13 protein-coding genes are annotated in these 13862 nt (G+C 70.4%); 3 read left to right on the top strand and 10 right to left on the bottom strand.

The features are described 5' to 3' along the window. Positions 1-107: 107 nt before the first annotated feature. Positions 108-728 (bottom strand): cation transporter, encoded by a 621-nt coding sequence (locus E4P39_RS01550; RefSeq protein ID WP_135134557.1) that lies wholly within the window; start codon positions 726-728, stop codon positions 108-110. 476 nt (positions 729-1204) lie between these two features. Here E4P39_RS01550 and E4P39_RS01545 point away from each other — a divergent pair, with 476 nt between their 5' ends. Next, positions 1205-2083: an aminoglycoside phosphotransferase family protein gene (locus tag E4P39_RS01545; protein WP_245159591.1), complete on the top strand. Its 879-nt coding sequence runs from the start codon at positions 1205-1207 to the stop codon at positions 2081-2083. 50 nt (positions 2084-2133) lie between these two features. On the opposite strand, the gene E4P39_RS01540 is transcribed toward E4P39_RS01545, so the two are convergent. From E4P39_RS01540 to merA, 3 genes are all read right to left on the bottom strand, one after another. Further along, positions 2134-3483: an NAD(P)/FAD-dependent oxidoreductase gene (locus E4P39_RS01540; RefSeq protein ID WP_135134555.1), complete on the bottom strand. Its 1350-nt coding sequence runs from the start codon at positions 3481-3483 to the stop codon at positions 2134-2136. Between the two features lie 34 nt (positions 3484-3517). Then, positions 3518-4201 (bottom strand): alkylmercury lyase family protein, encoded by a 684-nt coding sequence (locus tag E4P39_RS01535; RefSeq protein WP_135134554.1) that lies wholly within the window; start codon positions 4199-4201, stop codon positions 3518-3520. Positions 4202-4370: 169 nt separating this feature from the next. Beyond that, complete coding sequence (gene merA / locus E4P39_RS01530) at positions 4371-5762, bottom strand: mercury(II) reductase (RefSeq protein ID WP_135134553.1); 1392 nt, start codon at positions 5760-5762, stop codon at positions 4371-4373. Positions 5763-5859: 97 nt separating this feature from the next. Here merA and E4P39_RS01525 point away from each other — a divergent pair, with 97 nt between their 5' ends. Beyond that, positions 5860-6249: a heavy metal-responsive transcriptional regulator gene (locus E4P39_RS01525; RefSeq protein WP_135134552.1), complete on the top strand. Its 390-nt coding sequence runs from the start codon at positions 5860-5862 to the stop codon at positions 6247-6249. Here the strand turns inward: E4P39_RS01525 and E4P39_RS22090 are convergent. Beyond that, positions 6246-6575, bottom strand: a complete 330-nt coding sequence (locus tag E4P39_RS22090) for a VOC family protein (protein ID WP_167761511.1) — start codon at positions 6573-6575, stop codon at positions 6246-6248. The two genes, E4P39_RS01525 and E4P39_RS22090, sit on opposite strands and share 4 nt — an antisense overlap. 539 nt (positions 6576-7114) lie before the next feature. Between E4P39_RS22090 and E4P39_RS01515 the strand changes: the two genes are divergently transcribed. Further along, on the top strand, positions 7115-7504 hold the full coding sequence (locus E4P39_RS01515) for a response regulator transcription factor (protein ID WP_135134550.1): 390 nt from the start codon (positions 7115-7117) through the stop codon (positions 7502-7504). A 137-nt stretch (positions 7505-7641) separates the two neighbouring features. Here E4P39_RS01515 and E4P39_RS01510 read toward each other — a convergent pair whose 3' ends face one another. From E4P39_RS01510 to E4P39_RS01490, 5 genes are all read right to left on the bottom strand, one after another. Beyond that, a complete protein-coding gene (locus E4P39_RS01510; protein WP_135134549.1) occupies positions 7642-8100 on the bottom strand; it encodes a hypothetical protein in 459 nt (152 codons plus the stop codon). Between the two features lie 268 nt (positions 8101-8368). Continuing rightward, positions 8369-9430 (bottom strand): helix-turn-helix domain containing protein, encoded by a 1062-nt coding sequence (locus tag E4P39_RS01505; protein WP_135134548.1) that lies wholly within the window; start codon positions 9428-9430, stop codon positions 8369-8371. Next, complete coding sequence (locus E4P39_RS01500; protein ID WP_135134547.1) at positions 9427-9876, bottom strand: hypothetical protein; 450 nt, start codon at positions 9874-9876, stop codon at positions 9427-9429. Before E4P39_RS01500 ends, E4P39_RS01505 begins: the two co-directional genes overlap by 4 nt. 940 nt (positions 9877-10816) lie before the next feature. Next, entirely contained in the window at positions 10817-12193 is a 1377-nt protein-coding gene (gene nhaA / locus E4P39_RS01495; protein WP_135134546.1) for a Na+/H+ antiporter NhaA, read from the bottom strand. Positions 12194-12309: 116 nt separating this feature from the next. Beyond that, entirely contained in the window at positions 12310-13809 is a 1500-nt protein-coding gene (locus E4P39_RS01490) for a polyketide antibiotic transporter (protein WP_135134545.1), read from the bottom strand. Between the last annotated feature and the right edge of the window lie 53 nt (positions 13810-13862).

The raw sequence follows: 13862 nt of genomic DNA, 5'->3' as shown, positions 1-13862 counted from the left end.
GCGACCTCATGTTCGGGCGCCTGATGACGTCGACGAGCGTGGCCACCGGCTCGGCATGCGGACCCCAGGTAAGGACAGAGTTCGGCCTGCGCTCGTGGCAAGGGCCGCTATTTGCGCGCCTCCTTACGCGTCGCCTCCTCGCTGCTCTCACGGGCTTCCCGCCACGCTTCCCAGCCCTCGCGGACGGCGACGAGTGAGATCAGCAGTGCGACGAGGGGATCGGCCCACCACCAGCCGAACAGGGCGTTGAGCCCAAGTCCCAGCAGCAGGCTGATCGAGAGATAGTTCGAGACCCACGTCTCGTTCGACTGAGCCACCAGGACCTGGTTGCCGAGAGCCTCGCCGGTCCGCTTCTGGGCGATGGCCACCGGGATCATGACCACCGTCGCCACGGCCGCAAGGATGATCCCCACCGGGGAGGGATCGGGCTCGTTGGCGTTGATCAGGTCCGAGACCGACTTGTAGATCACATAGCCGGCCAGCAAGAAGAAGCTCAGCGCGATGAGGCGGAGGGCCAATGTGTAGCGCTGCTTCCCGTCTTTTCGCAGTTGCCAGATCACGACCAATGCGGCAAACACCTCGATGGCCGAGTCGATGCCGAAGCCGACCAGCGCGATCGATCCGGCAAGCAGTCCGGCGGTGACTGCAACCGTTCCTTCGACTACGTCCCAGCCGACGATGAACCAGGCCAGCCTGAGCCCGCGCTTGCGTAGCGCCTCGGTCCCCATACGCACCCCTCACATCAGGTTCCAAATCGTCATCTCGAACCTTGGGCAGGGCTACGAGCCGCAGGAGACGTACACGCGTGGCGTGGGACCGCACGTTGACGAACCCATATCTCTTGAGTGGCGCGCCGACCCTGATCGCAGATCGGGGGCTGTCGTTGTCCGCCCAACAGAGGCCCTGCACTTGTTAAGACCGGCGGTGCGATCCGCGCTCGGCCGCGAAGCGGGCGCAATCGCGACAGATGAACACCCCCGGCGTCAAGGCCAGATGCGTGACGCGGGCCTTGGGAAAAACGCCGCCGCAGCAGCCGCAGCGGTCCAGGCCCGGTACCGCGGCGAACGCTGCGGGAAGCGACCACATGGGTTCATCCTGTCCCGCGAAGACACGATGCGGCTAGGCCTGGGCGCGGCGAGACCTACGGATGGCGCCGGTGATCGGCCGAGATTGTCGGCGTGACCAGGAGGATGAACGGGTGGCGATGCTTCGGCTGCCGGCGAATCTCGTCGAGAGCGTCCGAGCCGACGTGTCATCCGAGCGCCGAAAGTGGGTGGCCGCGCTGCCGGACGTCGTGGAGCACAGGGTCGCGCGGTGGTCGCTGGAGTTGGGGGAGCCGTATCAGCCGGGCGGCCAGTCCGCGTGGGTGGCGCCCGCGCGCGACCCTGCCGGCCGGGATCTGGTGCTGAAGGTCGGCTGGCGTCACGAGGAGGCCGCCGATGAGGCTGCCGGCCTTCGTGCCGGGGCCGGGCAGGGCGCGGTCCTCGTGCACGACTCGTACGTATGGGCCTCGACGAGCGCGCTGCTGCTCGAGCGTTGCCGGCCGGGCACCACCCTGGACGTGAGCCTCCCCGAGCCTGAGCAGGACGTCGTCGTCGCCAACCTGCTGCGGCAGTTGTGGAGTGCATCGCCCGACGAGTTCCCGTTCCGGTCGCTGCAGGCCATGTGTGACGCCTGGGCCGACCAGTTCTGGGAGCGGCTCTCGGCGGACCCGGGGGTTCTCGACCCAGGGTTGGCACGCGCCGGGATGGAGCTGTTCACAAGCCTGCCGGGCACCGCAGACCGCGGGGTGCTGCTGTGTACGGATCTGCACGCGGGGAATGTGCTGGCGGCGCAGCGCCAGCCGTGGCTGGTCATCGACCCCAAGCCTTACGTGGGTGACCCCACCTACGACGCGCTGCAGCACCTGCTCAACTGCATCGAGCGGCTGACCGTTGACCCACCCGGCCTCATCCGGCGCATGGCTGACCTGTTGGAGCTGGACGAGGCAAGGCTGAGGCTGTGGGTGTTCGCCCGATGCGTTCAGGAGTCGATCGACCAGCCCCGACTGCGCGGTCTCGCGTCCGCTCTGGCACCCGCGTAGCGGGGAATCGGCGGGGGAAGCGGCACCGCTCCGGCAGTCCCTGCACTTGGTCAGACCTCGAGCGTCTCCAGCGCTTCGAGATACCCCTCGCTGTAGGTGGGGTACTGAGCGACCTGATCGAGCAGCGTGTCGATCGGGAGGTGAGTGCGGATCGCCAGTGACGCCTGGTGGATCCATTCGCCGGCTTGAGGGCCTATTGCCCAGGCGCCTATGAGGATGCGGCGGTCCTTGTCGGCGAGGAGCCCCAGGTGCCCTCGGGGGTTGTTCTCGTACGTCCACGGGCGGGCAATCGTCCGGGCCAGGTCGATCTCGGCGGCCGCCGTGCTCAGGTCTCTCTGGTCGGCGTGGGCCTGGGTGAGCCCAGCAGCGGCGATCTCGGGGTCGGCGAAGACGACACGGGGGATGCCGCCATAGTGAGCCGGACGCGGCCGGCCAACGATGGCCTCAGCGACGATGCGGGCCTGGTACTTGGCAACGTGGGTGAAGGGCATGACGGCGGTGACGTCGCCGAGCGCCCAGACGCCGTCGGCCGCTCGGCAGCGGTCGTCGACCAGGACCTCGCCTCGTTCGCCGAGCGTGACGCCGGCATCTTCGAGCCCGAGCCCTTCGGTGCGTGGGGTGCGGCCGGTCGCCAGGATGACGACGTCGCCGCGTGCCTGGGTGCCGTCGGCCAAATCGAGCACGCCGTCGGCGCCTTCCCGGTAGGCCCGCGTGGGCCCGGCACCGGTACGAACATCGACGCCGGCTTCCTTCAGGTACTTCTGAGCCAGCTCGCCCACGCGGGGTTCTTCCCGGCGAAGGAGTCGTTCGCTGCGCTGAACGGGGGTGACCTGCACGCCGAAGCGGGTCAGGAACTGAGCGGTTTCTACCCCTACGGCGCTGCCGCCGACGATGACGGCCCGAGCGGGCAGGTCGTGGGCTGTGTAGGTCTCCCGGTTCGTCCACGTCGTGACGGTGTCGAGGCCGTCGATGGGCGGGACGGCGGCGTCGGAGCCGGTGGCCACGATGACGTGGTCGGCGGTCAGCTCACGGCCGGCGACGTCGAGGCGCCCCGGTGCGAGTAGTCGGGCTTCGCCCTTGAGGACGAGGGCGCCCTGTTTCGCGTAGCCGCGGACCTGCCGGGTGTCGTCGAGGTGGCGCGCCATGTAGTCCCGGTAGTCACGCGCCTCGGTCCAATCGAGGCGGGCGCCGTCTGCCCCCTGGACGCGGTCGACCTCGCCCGCGGCCTCGGGCGGGCGCAGCACGGTCTTCGATGGAATGCAGGCCCAGTAGGCGCATTCACCGCCGATCAGCTCCCGCTCGATCACCGCAACCCGCCGGCCGGCAGCCAGCAGTCTGCTGGCCGCGACCTCGCCACCGGGCCCCATGCCTATGACGGCAACGTCGACGTGCTCGCTCATCGGATCTCCTTGCTTGGGTCGCGGGATGAGGGGCTCAGGCCGGTTTTCTCCCGGTGAGCAGCTCGCCGAACACCAGGGCGCCGGCCTCGGCGGCCTCCGGCATGGTCAGCACGTCGCCGTCGAGGTGGTGCTGACGCTGGTAGGCCCGGGCGTTGTCCTCGTCGGTGAAGAAGTTGATGACCGGGCAGCAGGACTGCGTGAGCGGACCGGAGGACCCGTTCGAACCGACGAAGACCACCGCGCTCTCCGGTTGCCACTGCCACGTCCCTGCCCGGCTGGTGGCCACGACCGGCTCGCCGTTGTGCGGGTCGGTGGAGTGGATCTCGGCGTCGCGGCCGAGCATGGCCGGGATGCCGAGGGCGTCCACCGCGCAGTTGGCGGCCACGGCGGGGCCGCCCGCGATGTGGACACGGTGGGCAGAGACGTTGTTGGCGGCAAAGGGCACGCCTCCGGTGACGGTCGTGAGTTCGGTGTCGGTGAAGACGAGCTCGGTGTCGGCCAGGGCGCGCAGCGCCGGGGACAACTCGATGCTCAGCTCTCCGGCCCAGCCGGTCAGTTGCGCCATGGTGGGCGGGGTCCCGGTGGAGGCGATGGCCCCGAGGATGTGGCGGTGCAGCTGCTGGACCGGGCCGGGCAGGGCCGCTCGGCGGTTGAGGAGGTTGTCTGCCGGCAGTCCGGCGGAGTCGAGGCGGCCGATGAGTCTCGGGTTCTCAGTCACGGGCGGGTGCCTTTCGTCTGTGGAGCAGGTGAGTCAGTTCAGGCTGCTGTCGCTGCGGGCGCCAGGTTCTGCTCGTTCGGCGACCGGGCGGCGCTGCGGCCCTGCACACGAGCATCAGGGCGGCGCCCGAGAGCGAGCCGGCCGCTGCGCTACCTGGGGTTCGGGAGCCTCAGGCACAGCAGGACGTCGGCATCTGATTCCGGAAAAGGCCGGCTGCGATCCGCAGGCTCTCGGCCATCGTGAGGTAGGGCGCCCAGGTGTCGGCCACCTCGTCGACGGTCATGGACGCCTTGATCGCGTAGGTCGCGGCCAGCATGATCTCGCCGGCGCCCTCGCCGAGCGCGTGCACGCCGAGCACCCGGCCGGTCTCGGCGTCGGCGACGACCTTGAGCGCGCCGCGGGTGTCCCGGTTGACCAGTGCCCGGGGCACGTCGTCGAAGCCGAGCACTCGGCACTCACAGACGTGGCCCCGCTCGATCGCCTCGGTCTCGGTGAGCCCGGCCGAGGCCAGTTGTGGCCGGGTGAAGATCACGGCAGGAAGGCCGGTGTAGTCGATGCTGGCCTGCCCCTCCGCCGGGCTACCGGCCAGCGCGTTCAGAGCGGCGACGCGGCCGCCGGCAGCGGCGACGTAGACGTACTGCGGAGCGCCCGAGACGTCGCCGGCAGCGAAGACCCGAGGATTGGAGGTGCGCTGGTGCTCGTCGACGGCGACGAAGCCACGACCGTCGGTCTTCACATCACCCGCGTCGAGATTCAGAGCTTCGGTACGCGCCCGACGCCCGGTAGCGACCAGCAACCGCTGGCCGCGCACCTCGTGGCCGGACGCTGTCGTGACGAGGACACCGCCTGAGTCCGAGCGGACCTCGGTGGCGTGCTCCTCGAACACCGTGATGCCGTCGTCGGCGAACACTCTCCGGAGGATCTCGGTCAGTTCCGGCTCGGCGTGGGGAGCCAGGCGACCCACGATCGTGACCCTCGCGCCCAGGTGGGCAAAGAGCTGAGCCTGCTCCATCCCGACGAAACCGCCGCCGATCACGACGAGCGACTCGGGCAGCTCGGTCTGCTCCATCGCGGTCGTGGACGTCAGGCAATCCACGGCGCCCAGGCCGGGCAGATCCGGCCGGGCCGGCTCCGCGCCGGTCGCCAGCAGGTAGGCCCGGGCCCGCAGCGGCTCGCCGTTGACGGCCATCGTGTCGCGGTCGAGGAATCGCGCGTGGCCGGGGCGGACCTCGAAGCCGTAGGCGGCAGCGACGTCGGCGTACTTGGCCTGGCGCATGTCGGCGACGAGTTCGTCCTTCTGCGCAATCAAGGCGGCCAGGTCCACTCCTCCGGCGGACGTCGGGACGCCGGCGAAGGGATTGGTGGCCGCGCTGTGACGGGCGCCGGCCGCGGCCAGAAGCGTCTTGGACGGGACACAGCCGATGTTCACGCAGGTACCGCCCAGGGTCGCCCGCTCGATCAGCACCACGCTGGCGCCTGCCTGACGGGCGGCGATGGCCGCGGACATCGCCGCGCCACCTGAACCGATCACCGCCAGATCGACGTCGTAGTCCTTGTCCACCGTGCACCTCCTGCGCCTCGCATTGACGGACTCGACTTAGGTTGGACCTTCCAGTGCAGGGGAAGGTCAAGTGCATGTTGGCGGGACGGACGGGATCATGAGGATCGGTGAATTAGCGGAGGCCACCGGGACCACGACCAAGGCGCTGCGCTTCTATGAAGAGGCAGGGCTACTGCCGTCTCCGGACCGAACGGGGGCGGGCTACCGGGACTACCCGCCCGAGATCATCAGCCGCCTCGCCTTCATCCGCCGCAGCCAGAGCGCGGGGCTGACCCTCGCGCAAATCCGAGAGATCCTGCAGATCCGCGACGGCGGCCAGGCGCCATGTGAGCACGTGCAGGAGCTGCTCAGCGACCGACTGAGTGACCTGGACCGTCAGATCGCCGAGCTCCAGGAGCTGCGGGGCACGGTTGCCCAGCTGCAGGCGGACGCGACCACGGTCGAGCCGGCCCGCTGCGATCCCGCGACTGTCTGTCGCTACCTCTAGCTGACTGGGGAGCCGAAGCGGACCCGGTTGCCGTCGGGGTCGGTGAACCAGAACTCTCGTAGGCCGTAGTCGGTGTCGCCCAACGGTCCGGTGGAGCCGGCCACCATGGCCTCGAGCCGTTCCCGCACTGTGGCGACATCGGTGACGTGGAAGTAGCAAGCGCCAGGTGTGGTCTCCTGGTCCTGGGCGAAGTGCAGCTCGACGGGTCCGGCGTGCAAGACCAGGTATCCGTCGTGGCGGCCCGTCACGTCGAAGCCGGCTGCGCTGTAGAGCTCAGCGGTTCGGTCGAGGTCGGTCGCGGCGAGCACAGGGACGGCCGTCAGCACGCCGGGTCTTGGGTGTCGGTGCGGTAGCCGACGGCGGAGCTTGCCCAGTCGCGAGGAGCGGGCGATCCGACCGGCGGCCCACAGCGCGCAGCGGGTGCAGATGAAGGTCCCCGGGGTATCGCCGAGTTCCGCCAGACGGCTTCGTGCGCGGGCCTGTCCACAGCAGCCACAGCGCAGGTGGTCTGTTCGGGTCGACGCTGTGCTGCGGTCGTCGGACATGCCGCCACCTCTCGTGGGCAGTCGCCCCAAGGGGCATGGCGGGCAGCCCGCCACGGGGGAGCGGGCTGCCCGGCGCCAGTGTCGGCTTGACGGCACGGTTGCACCAGGCCCCAGGTGCGTCGGCCCCGCCCCCGACGGCGGCCCATGTACGGTCACAGGAGAAACACTGGCGGAAGCCGGAGCATCCACCCGTGGCGAACAGGGGCAACGCCCCGTTGCCTGCATTTGTTAAGTTCCGGCGCCCGGCTCGTCTACGACGTGGCCTAGTAGTAACTTGCCTGCATGATCGCAGCCTGCGCCAGCCGGGGCGGAGCGATCGAGTGATCCGCGTACTGGTCGTCGACGACCATCCGGTCGTGCGAGCCGCCGTCATCGACCTGCTTGAGTCAACCGACGGGGTCTCCGTCGTCGGGCAGGCGGTCGACGGGCTCGAGGCCATCGAGCGCGCCGATCAGGTCAAGCCCGACGTCGTCCTCATGGACGTGACCATGCCGAACATGTCCGGGATCGAGGCCACTCGCCGGCTGACCGCCGAACGATCCGGCGCGAGCGTGCTGATGTTCAGTGCAGAGGCCCGCCCGTGCGTAGTCAGGGCAGCCCGCGAGGCCGGAGCAATCGGCTTCGTGACAAAAGGTTGCAGAGCGAGGGAGGTCCTTCGCGCCATCTACGCGGCGAGCGAGGGGCGGTCCGTCTGGCCGGCCGGGGCGTAGCCGCGAGGGACCCCTGGAGCACCGCCGCCAACGAACCCCTCGCTCTGTGTCGGGAAGCAACAACTCGTAGCCGGCGCAGCTGGGAGTTCAGCGGCCGAGGCGGAACCCCGCTCGTGGCCGCCTTTGGATGATCCCGGTCAGCAGTAGTCGCCATCGCTGTACGGCGTGGGGGGCTCGCTTCCCCCCTCCGGGCCGTAGACGTTGGCGGGGTCGACGAGCCCCACGTCGATTCGCTCTGGCGCACCGTTTCCCGGGTAGCGCCCGATCGGCGTGCCGTCGATCGTGACCTCGTAGCAGGGCACAACAGGCACTTCCATGTCGAACTGGAACGCGCAGTCGAACCCGAAGAAGGTGGAGCCGACAATGGCCGCAGTCGGGCGCTCAGGTGGTCCGCTGCCGACTTCGACGGTGATCTGTTCGTCTCCGCACCCGTTCGTCGTGCCGTCGAGCACCATCCATCCCGAGATGGTGGTGGCCTCAACGGTCTCGGGGACCTCCGCTGGTGCCGGGGAGCCCGCGCCGACTGCCGAGTCGCCGGGGCCGGAGCAGGCAGCCATCACGGGCACGGCGAGGAGCCACGGGGCACGGATGCGCATGAATTCGGACGGTACGGGGACGAAGCCGGAATCTCTGGCAGGAGGACGTCTCCGACCTGCTTGTCCCTTCCGCCATCAATTGACTCGCGGCCGCGGTCATACCGCAGGGCAGTCGCGGGCGCCCGCCGAGGCACGTGCCTTGAGCAACGGCAAATCCCGGGAACGACCCGGGGCGCGGCGGTCAGTGACGGTCAAGATCGCGCGAGAGGCCGACCTCGCCAACCGGTCGGCGCTGCGGTGAAGGTCGGGCCTGTCCGCAGCCCGATGGTTATGCCGCGCCGAAGGATGCGCGCCGGCGGGAGACGGTCCGCTTCGTGGTGCCGAGCCGGGCAGCAATGTCTCGGATTGAGCTACCGCGGGCGGTGAGACGGCGGACGACCTCTTGTTGTTCGACTGCAGTGAGGTCGTTGTAAGAGATGTCACCGGCAACGGCACGTTCGATTGCGATCTCGTCCATCTCGTGCTGTCGGAAGGGGCTGGCGGTCACTGCCGGCGGTGTGGGGTCGGTGTCGATGTCATCCCAGGCCAGCGGTGTCGGCCAGCCTTGTGCAGCGGCGTGGGCTTGGGCGGCGTCTGCGGCGGCACGTTGCTCGCCGGTCATCCGTGGCGGCCGACAGTTCCACAGCCGCTCGTACAGGGTCGCGACGTCGTGGGCTGTTCGAGCGGTGACCGACTCGCCGGTCATGCTGCGGTGCAAGCTGTTGGGGCGGCGGCCGAGCACGTTTGCCAGTAGCTCGGCGGGCCAGCCGATGGCGATGAGCGCTTGTAGGCGGCGGCGGGTGCCGGTGGCGTCGACGCGGCTGTGCGGCGCCCGGCTGGCCTCATTGATGCCGATGCTCAGCACGCGCGTGGCCGTGCTTGGGCGGACCCGCCGCGTTCCTCGAGAGTTGCCGCGGCCGGACTCGGCCAGCTCACGGGTGTGGCTGACGGAGAGGCCGGCGAGGGCAGCGATGCGCTCGACACCGATCCCGACCGCACGCAACGCAGCGATGTGCTCGCGGACGGGGTCGGCGTCGATGTACGGCTGCCAGCGGCCGTACATCCGCTCTCGGGTGACGATGCGACCGGCGGCGGTGTTGGCGGCGGTGCACCTGGTGCAGCGGCAGCGGTCCTTGACGTAGGCGGCACGGGTTCCGTGTGCGTGGCGTGCTTCCGGATGGGTGCACTCGCGCGTCACTCGCGCCTGAAGTCGCTCGGTTCGGCGGCGGGCTTGCTCGAGGCCGCGCCGGTGCTTGGCGCACGAGTGCCGGGGATAATGAGCGTCGGCGAGTGCGGCGCTGGAGTAGTCGGCGGTGTAGCCGCAGGCCGGGCAGGTGCGACTGACCTTCATCGCCGCCTCGGCTGCCGCGATGGCCCCGACCTACCGGTGGCGCGCAGGGTGCGACCGACGACGCCGGCTCGGTGCAGCCTGTCCTCGATCCAGTCGGTGCGAAGGGTGCCGGCATCCCCGACGTGCTCGTCGAACGCCATGGCGGTGAACTGGGCGGCGACCGCCGACCAGTCGCCGTCGGACAACGCTCGCTCCAGATGGGCCTCGACAGTGGGCCGGTCGACGTAGGCGACGCTCGCTTCGAGCAGGTCGGCGAGATCGGTCAGCAGCCGATAGGTGTCCCCGCCGTAGGCGGCGACGAGGGCCTGGAGAATCCAGGGGCGGACGGCCTGTCCGATCGGCGCGATGTCGTCGCTGCCGCCGGTCGCTCGGCTCTCAGCAGCGTTGTCCGATTCGGGAGTGGGAGACGCGTCGGTGGTGTGTGCGGTCCGGTCCTGCTTCCACATCGGCGCTCCCACCCGGCGGCTGTTGCTCTCAGCCGGAGAAGGCGCTGTTTCGGACCGTTTAGTGACAGGTGCGGCGGATTTTTCTTACGACTGCGTCGGAGACGCGTTGCGCACCGGCCTCAAGCCCTAGGGGTTGAGCGGTCATTACGAGGACCGCGCGTGTCAGCACCGGCCGGCACGCTAATCGGGCACTGCTGCGGCGAGGAGGCCTGTGGATGAAGCCGAGCGGGCACCGGTCGCCTAGTGATGTGCGGCGCCGCGCCGCGTGGTCCCCGTCGACCGGCTCGGGCTCTGGCGGGCGCTCGCTGCAGGTGGCCGCGGCGGCTCTTCGCATCCCACCCGGCCTACGAGCAGCGCATCGGCGCGCTCCTCGCCCGCGAGTGCTGCCTTGCACGTCTTACTGCCCCCGGGCGGCCGAGACGGCAGGAGGCCGGCATCTGACCGTGCCGGCGGGGGAGAGGAGGGGGTCGGTCGTAAGCGCGCGACTGTCGCGATAGGGCACTCTTTACGCACCCAATACACCCGTCTCCAGTCGTCCCCAACAGCTGCAGCCAACGCTTCACATTCGGCCTGACCTGCGGGCTCAACGTGTCCCAACGCGAGCCAACCGCTCAAGATCAAATCGCAGGGTTAGTGGTTCGAGTCCACTCGGGGGAGCAAAACCGCAGGTCGCAGGCCTGGCAGCGTCGCTGATCGCGGTGTGCCCCACACTTTACTCGGCGATTCGTTATCTGGTTCCTCGGACGTTTCCGTGCGCCAACCCGACTGACCTGCCAGTCGTTGGCCGGACCTCAGTGCGAAGTCGTCGCCGACCGGGCCTTGATGAGGGTGCGTGGGCACGCAGCGCGCACACGGCATCAGCCTGCGCACCGTCGACGCCGGCGGTCGCCCAGACACGGCTTGTGGCAGGAGGCGTGTGCCACGTGATCTTGGTCGTTCTCTAGTGGTTCGGGGGTGAGCCCTGTGGAGGTTCCGCGCGTTCGGTGACCGTCTCGGTCCGGACGCGGGGGCCTGGATGCTGGTACACGTCCGGGATCCCGTCGGCGTCGGCGTCGCGGGTGTCGGCCTCGGCGATGCGCCGGTAGCGGCGGTCCCGCAGCCTCAGGAGGACGGCGGCGAGCAGCGCCGCGAGCAGGCTGCCGGCCAGCACCCCGATCTTGGCGTGTTCGTCGCGCACTGATCCTGCGCCGAAGGCGAGCTCCCCGATGAGCAGGGAGACGGTGAACCCGATCCCGCCGAGCAGGGATAGTCCGAGCACGTCGGGCCAGCCGAGGTCGCCGTTCAGTTCCGCGCGGGTGAACCGGCTGACCAGCCAGGTTGCGGCGGTGATGCCGATGGCCTTGCCGGCGACCAGGCCGACGACGATGCCGACCGCCACGCTGTCGGTCAGCGCCGCTCCCAGTCCGGACAGGCCGCCGACGGTGACCCCGGCGGAGAAGAAGGCGAACACCGGCACTGCGACGGCCGCCGACAGGGGCCGGATGCGGTGCTCGAAGTGTTCGGCCAACCCGGGGCCGGCGTCCGGGCCACCGGCGGCCTCGCTGCGCACCACGGGCACGGTGAACGCCAGCAGCACTCCGGCGACGGTGGCGTGCACGCCGGATTCGTGCACCAGTACCCAGGTGAGGGCGGCCAGTGGCAGCAGCAGCCACCACGACCGGACGCGGCGCTGGACCAGGAATCCGAAGACGGCAAGCGGGAGGAGCGCGAGCAGCAGCGGGGTGACCGTCAGGGAGGCGGTGTAGAAGACGGCGATGATCGTGATGGCCAGCAGGTCGTCCACGATCGCCAGGGTGAGCAGGAAGGTGCGCAGCGCGGCCGGCAGATGGGTGCTGATGACGGCCAGCACGGCGAGGGCGAAGGCGATGTCGGTCGCGGTCGGGATGGCCCAACCGCGCAGGGCGCCTTCTCCGGCGCCGAGGTTCACCGCGGCGTAGAGCAAGGCGGGGACGGCCATGCCTCCGACGGCGGCGGCGACCGGTAGCGCGGCCCGGCGGGGGTTGCGCAGATCGCCGGCGACGAACTCGCGCTTGAGCTCCAATCCGGCGACGAAGAAGAAGATCGCCAGCAGCCCGTCAGCGGCCCAGGTCCCCAGGCTCAGGTCCAGGTGCAGCGATGCAGGACCGACCCGGGTGTCCCGGATCGTGGCGTAGGCCGCCGCCCACGGGCTGTTCGCCCAGACCAGCGCGGTGAGCGCGCCGATGATCAGCAGGACGCCGCCGACGGTCTCCTTGCGCAGGATTCCTGCGACGCGGCTGGTCTCGGGCCACGAGCCGCGGTCGAAGAGCCGGAACGAGCCGGCTGCGGGGGTGGTCACGAGGCAACAGCTCCAGGAGGTCGTGGGGTCGGCTATGGAACCGCCGACCAGACTTCCCGGCACACCGACACCCACCGTACGTGACGCGAAGCAGGTGTCACCGCACCCGCACGGGATCAGCCGGCCAGATCACGGCGGGCGTAGCCCAGACATCCCGCGGTGGCGAGCGCCACCGCGACGGCGAGCATCCCGATCCCGCCCGCAACGTTCCACGGCTCGGCCGGAACGTCGTTGAGGTGGGCGAACGGGGAAAACCAGCGGACCGCGCGCGGCCAGCCGAAGGTATCGGCGAACACGATCAGCAGGTAGCCGCCGACGGCCGGCAGCACGCCGATGGCGAGCACCGCCGCCGGGGCCCAGCCCAGGGCGGCGAGAGCGGCACCGAGGCACAGCAGTGCAACCGGGAGGACGGACAGCGCGCCGGTCACGGCGTCGCCCAGGCCCAGGCCGGCGTCGACCCAGGCAGTTCCGGCCCAGGCGGCGAGGCCCGTGGCGGCGGCGAGGCCGACCGCGGCAAGGGTGACGGCTGCGGCCTCGGTGGCGGCCCACCGGGCGCGACTGACCGGCCGGGAGTACAGCAGCGCCAGGCGTCCGGCGGTTTCGTCGGCAGCGGTCGCGGCGACCCGGCTGGCTGTGAACGCCCCGATGACGACGGCGAGCAGGGTGTACAGCGCCGACACGTAGCCCTCCACGGAGACGAGCTGCGCGAATCCTGCCTGGGCGGCCAGGTCGGCGAACGCGGGGTTGTCCCGGAGGAACTCCGTCATCGTCGTCGCCAGCAGACCGATGAGCAGGAAGTAGGCCATCGCCCCGGTGGCCCACCCGGCCAGCGGGCGGCCCGTGCGGTGCACGGCAAGGCCGGGCAATGAGGTGAGCAGCCGGCTCGGCGCGGTCCGTCGGTCGCGACCGGCGAGCCGGCCGTGGCCGACGTCGCGCCCGGTGGCGAGGGCGACGGCGAGGACCGCCACCGCGGTGACGAGAACCGCGAGCACCAGCAGCGGCAGCCACCGGTCCTCAGCGAACGGCGCGGCCCGTCCCAGCAGCCCGAACGGGGTGAACCACGCCAGCCAGGCCAGCGCCGGCACCCCGTCGGACACCATGCGGGCCAGCAGGCCGGCGAGCAGGACCGCGACCGCCACCCCGGACGCCGAGCGCCGGTCAGCGAACAGCTGCGCGCAGAGAACCCCGAGCGCCGAGCCGACCATGCCGGTACCGGCCAGGCATGCGGTGAACAGCACCGACCCCGACACCGGCGCCCCGGCGACGACCAGCCCGAGCCCGCCGGCCGCGCCGACCACCGCTGAGGCGCCCAGCAGCACGACGAGCACGCGGGCCACCAGGGACGGCAGCCGCAGGCGTCCGGCGAGCAGCAGGTCCCACCGCCCGGCCTCCTCGTCGCCGCGGGTCAGCCGGGTGGCCGTCGACGCCGCCCAGATCCCCACCAGGACCGCGAGCACGGTGCCGGTCCGCCACACGGTGAACCCGCCGGCAGTGTCCAGCCCGACCGGCGGGCCGAAGAGCGTGCGGATCGCCGGGTTCTCGGCGAGTGCGGCCAGCGAATCCGCGCCGAGGGCACCGGCCAGCCCCCGGTACTGGACGGCGACGAGGGCAGTCATTCCGCCGCAGACAACGGCGAGGATCGCGCTGCCACGGCGGACTTGGCGGACGG

Origin of the sequence: Blastococcus sp. CT_GayMR19 (assembly GCF_004570385.1) — a bacterium.
In the GTDB taxonomy this organism is placed as follows: domain Bacteria; phylum Actinomycetota; class Actinomycetes; order Mycobacteriales; family Geodermatophilaceae; genus Blastococcus_B.
Note: the sequence above shows the minus strand (reverse complement) of the source record. Positions and strands in the feature narration are given on the sequence as shown.

What these genes read in the sequence shown, in the direction of transcription:
- E4P39_RS01550 (WP_135134557.1), bottom strand. Translation starts at nt 728, where the DNA reads ATGGGGACCGAGGCGCTACGCAAGCGCGGGCTCAGGCTGGCCTGGTTC.
- E4P39_RS01545 (WP_245159591.1), top strand. Translation starts at nt 1,205, where the DNA reads ATGCTTCGGCTGCCGGCGAATCTCGTCGAGAGCGTCCGAGCCGACGTG.
- E4P39_RS01540 (WP_135134555.1), bottom strand. Translation starts at nt 3,483, where the DNA reads ATGAGCGAGCACGTCGACGTTGCCGTCATAGGCATGGGGCCCGGTGGC.
- E4P39_RS01525 (WP_135134552.1), top strand. Translation starts at nt 5,860, where the DNA reads ATGAGGATCGGTGAATTAGCGGAGGCCACCGGGACCACGACCAAGGCG.
- E4P39_RS01510 (WP_135134549.1), bottom strand. Translation starts at nt 8,100, where the DNA reads ATGCGCATCCGTGCCCCGTGGCTCCTCGCCGTGCCCGTGATGGCTGCC.
- E4P39_RS01505 (WP_135134548.1), bottom strand. Translation starts at nt 9,430, where the DNA reads ATGAAGGTCAGTCGCACCTGCCCGGCCTGCGGCTACACCGCCGACTAC.
- E4P39_RS01500 (WP_135134547.1), bottom strand. Translation starts at nt 9,876, where the DNA reads ATGTGGAAGCAGGACCGGACCGCACACACCACCGACGCGTCTCCCACT.
- E4P39_RS01490 (WP_135134545.1), bottom strand. Translation starts at nt 13,809, where the DNA reads ATGACTGCCCTCGTCGCCGTCCAGTACCGGGGGCTGGCCGGTGCCCTC.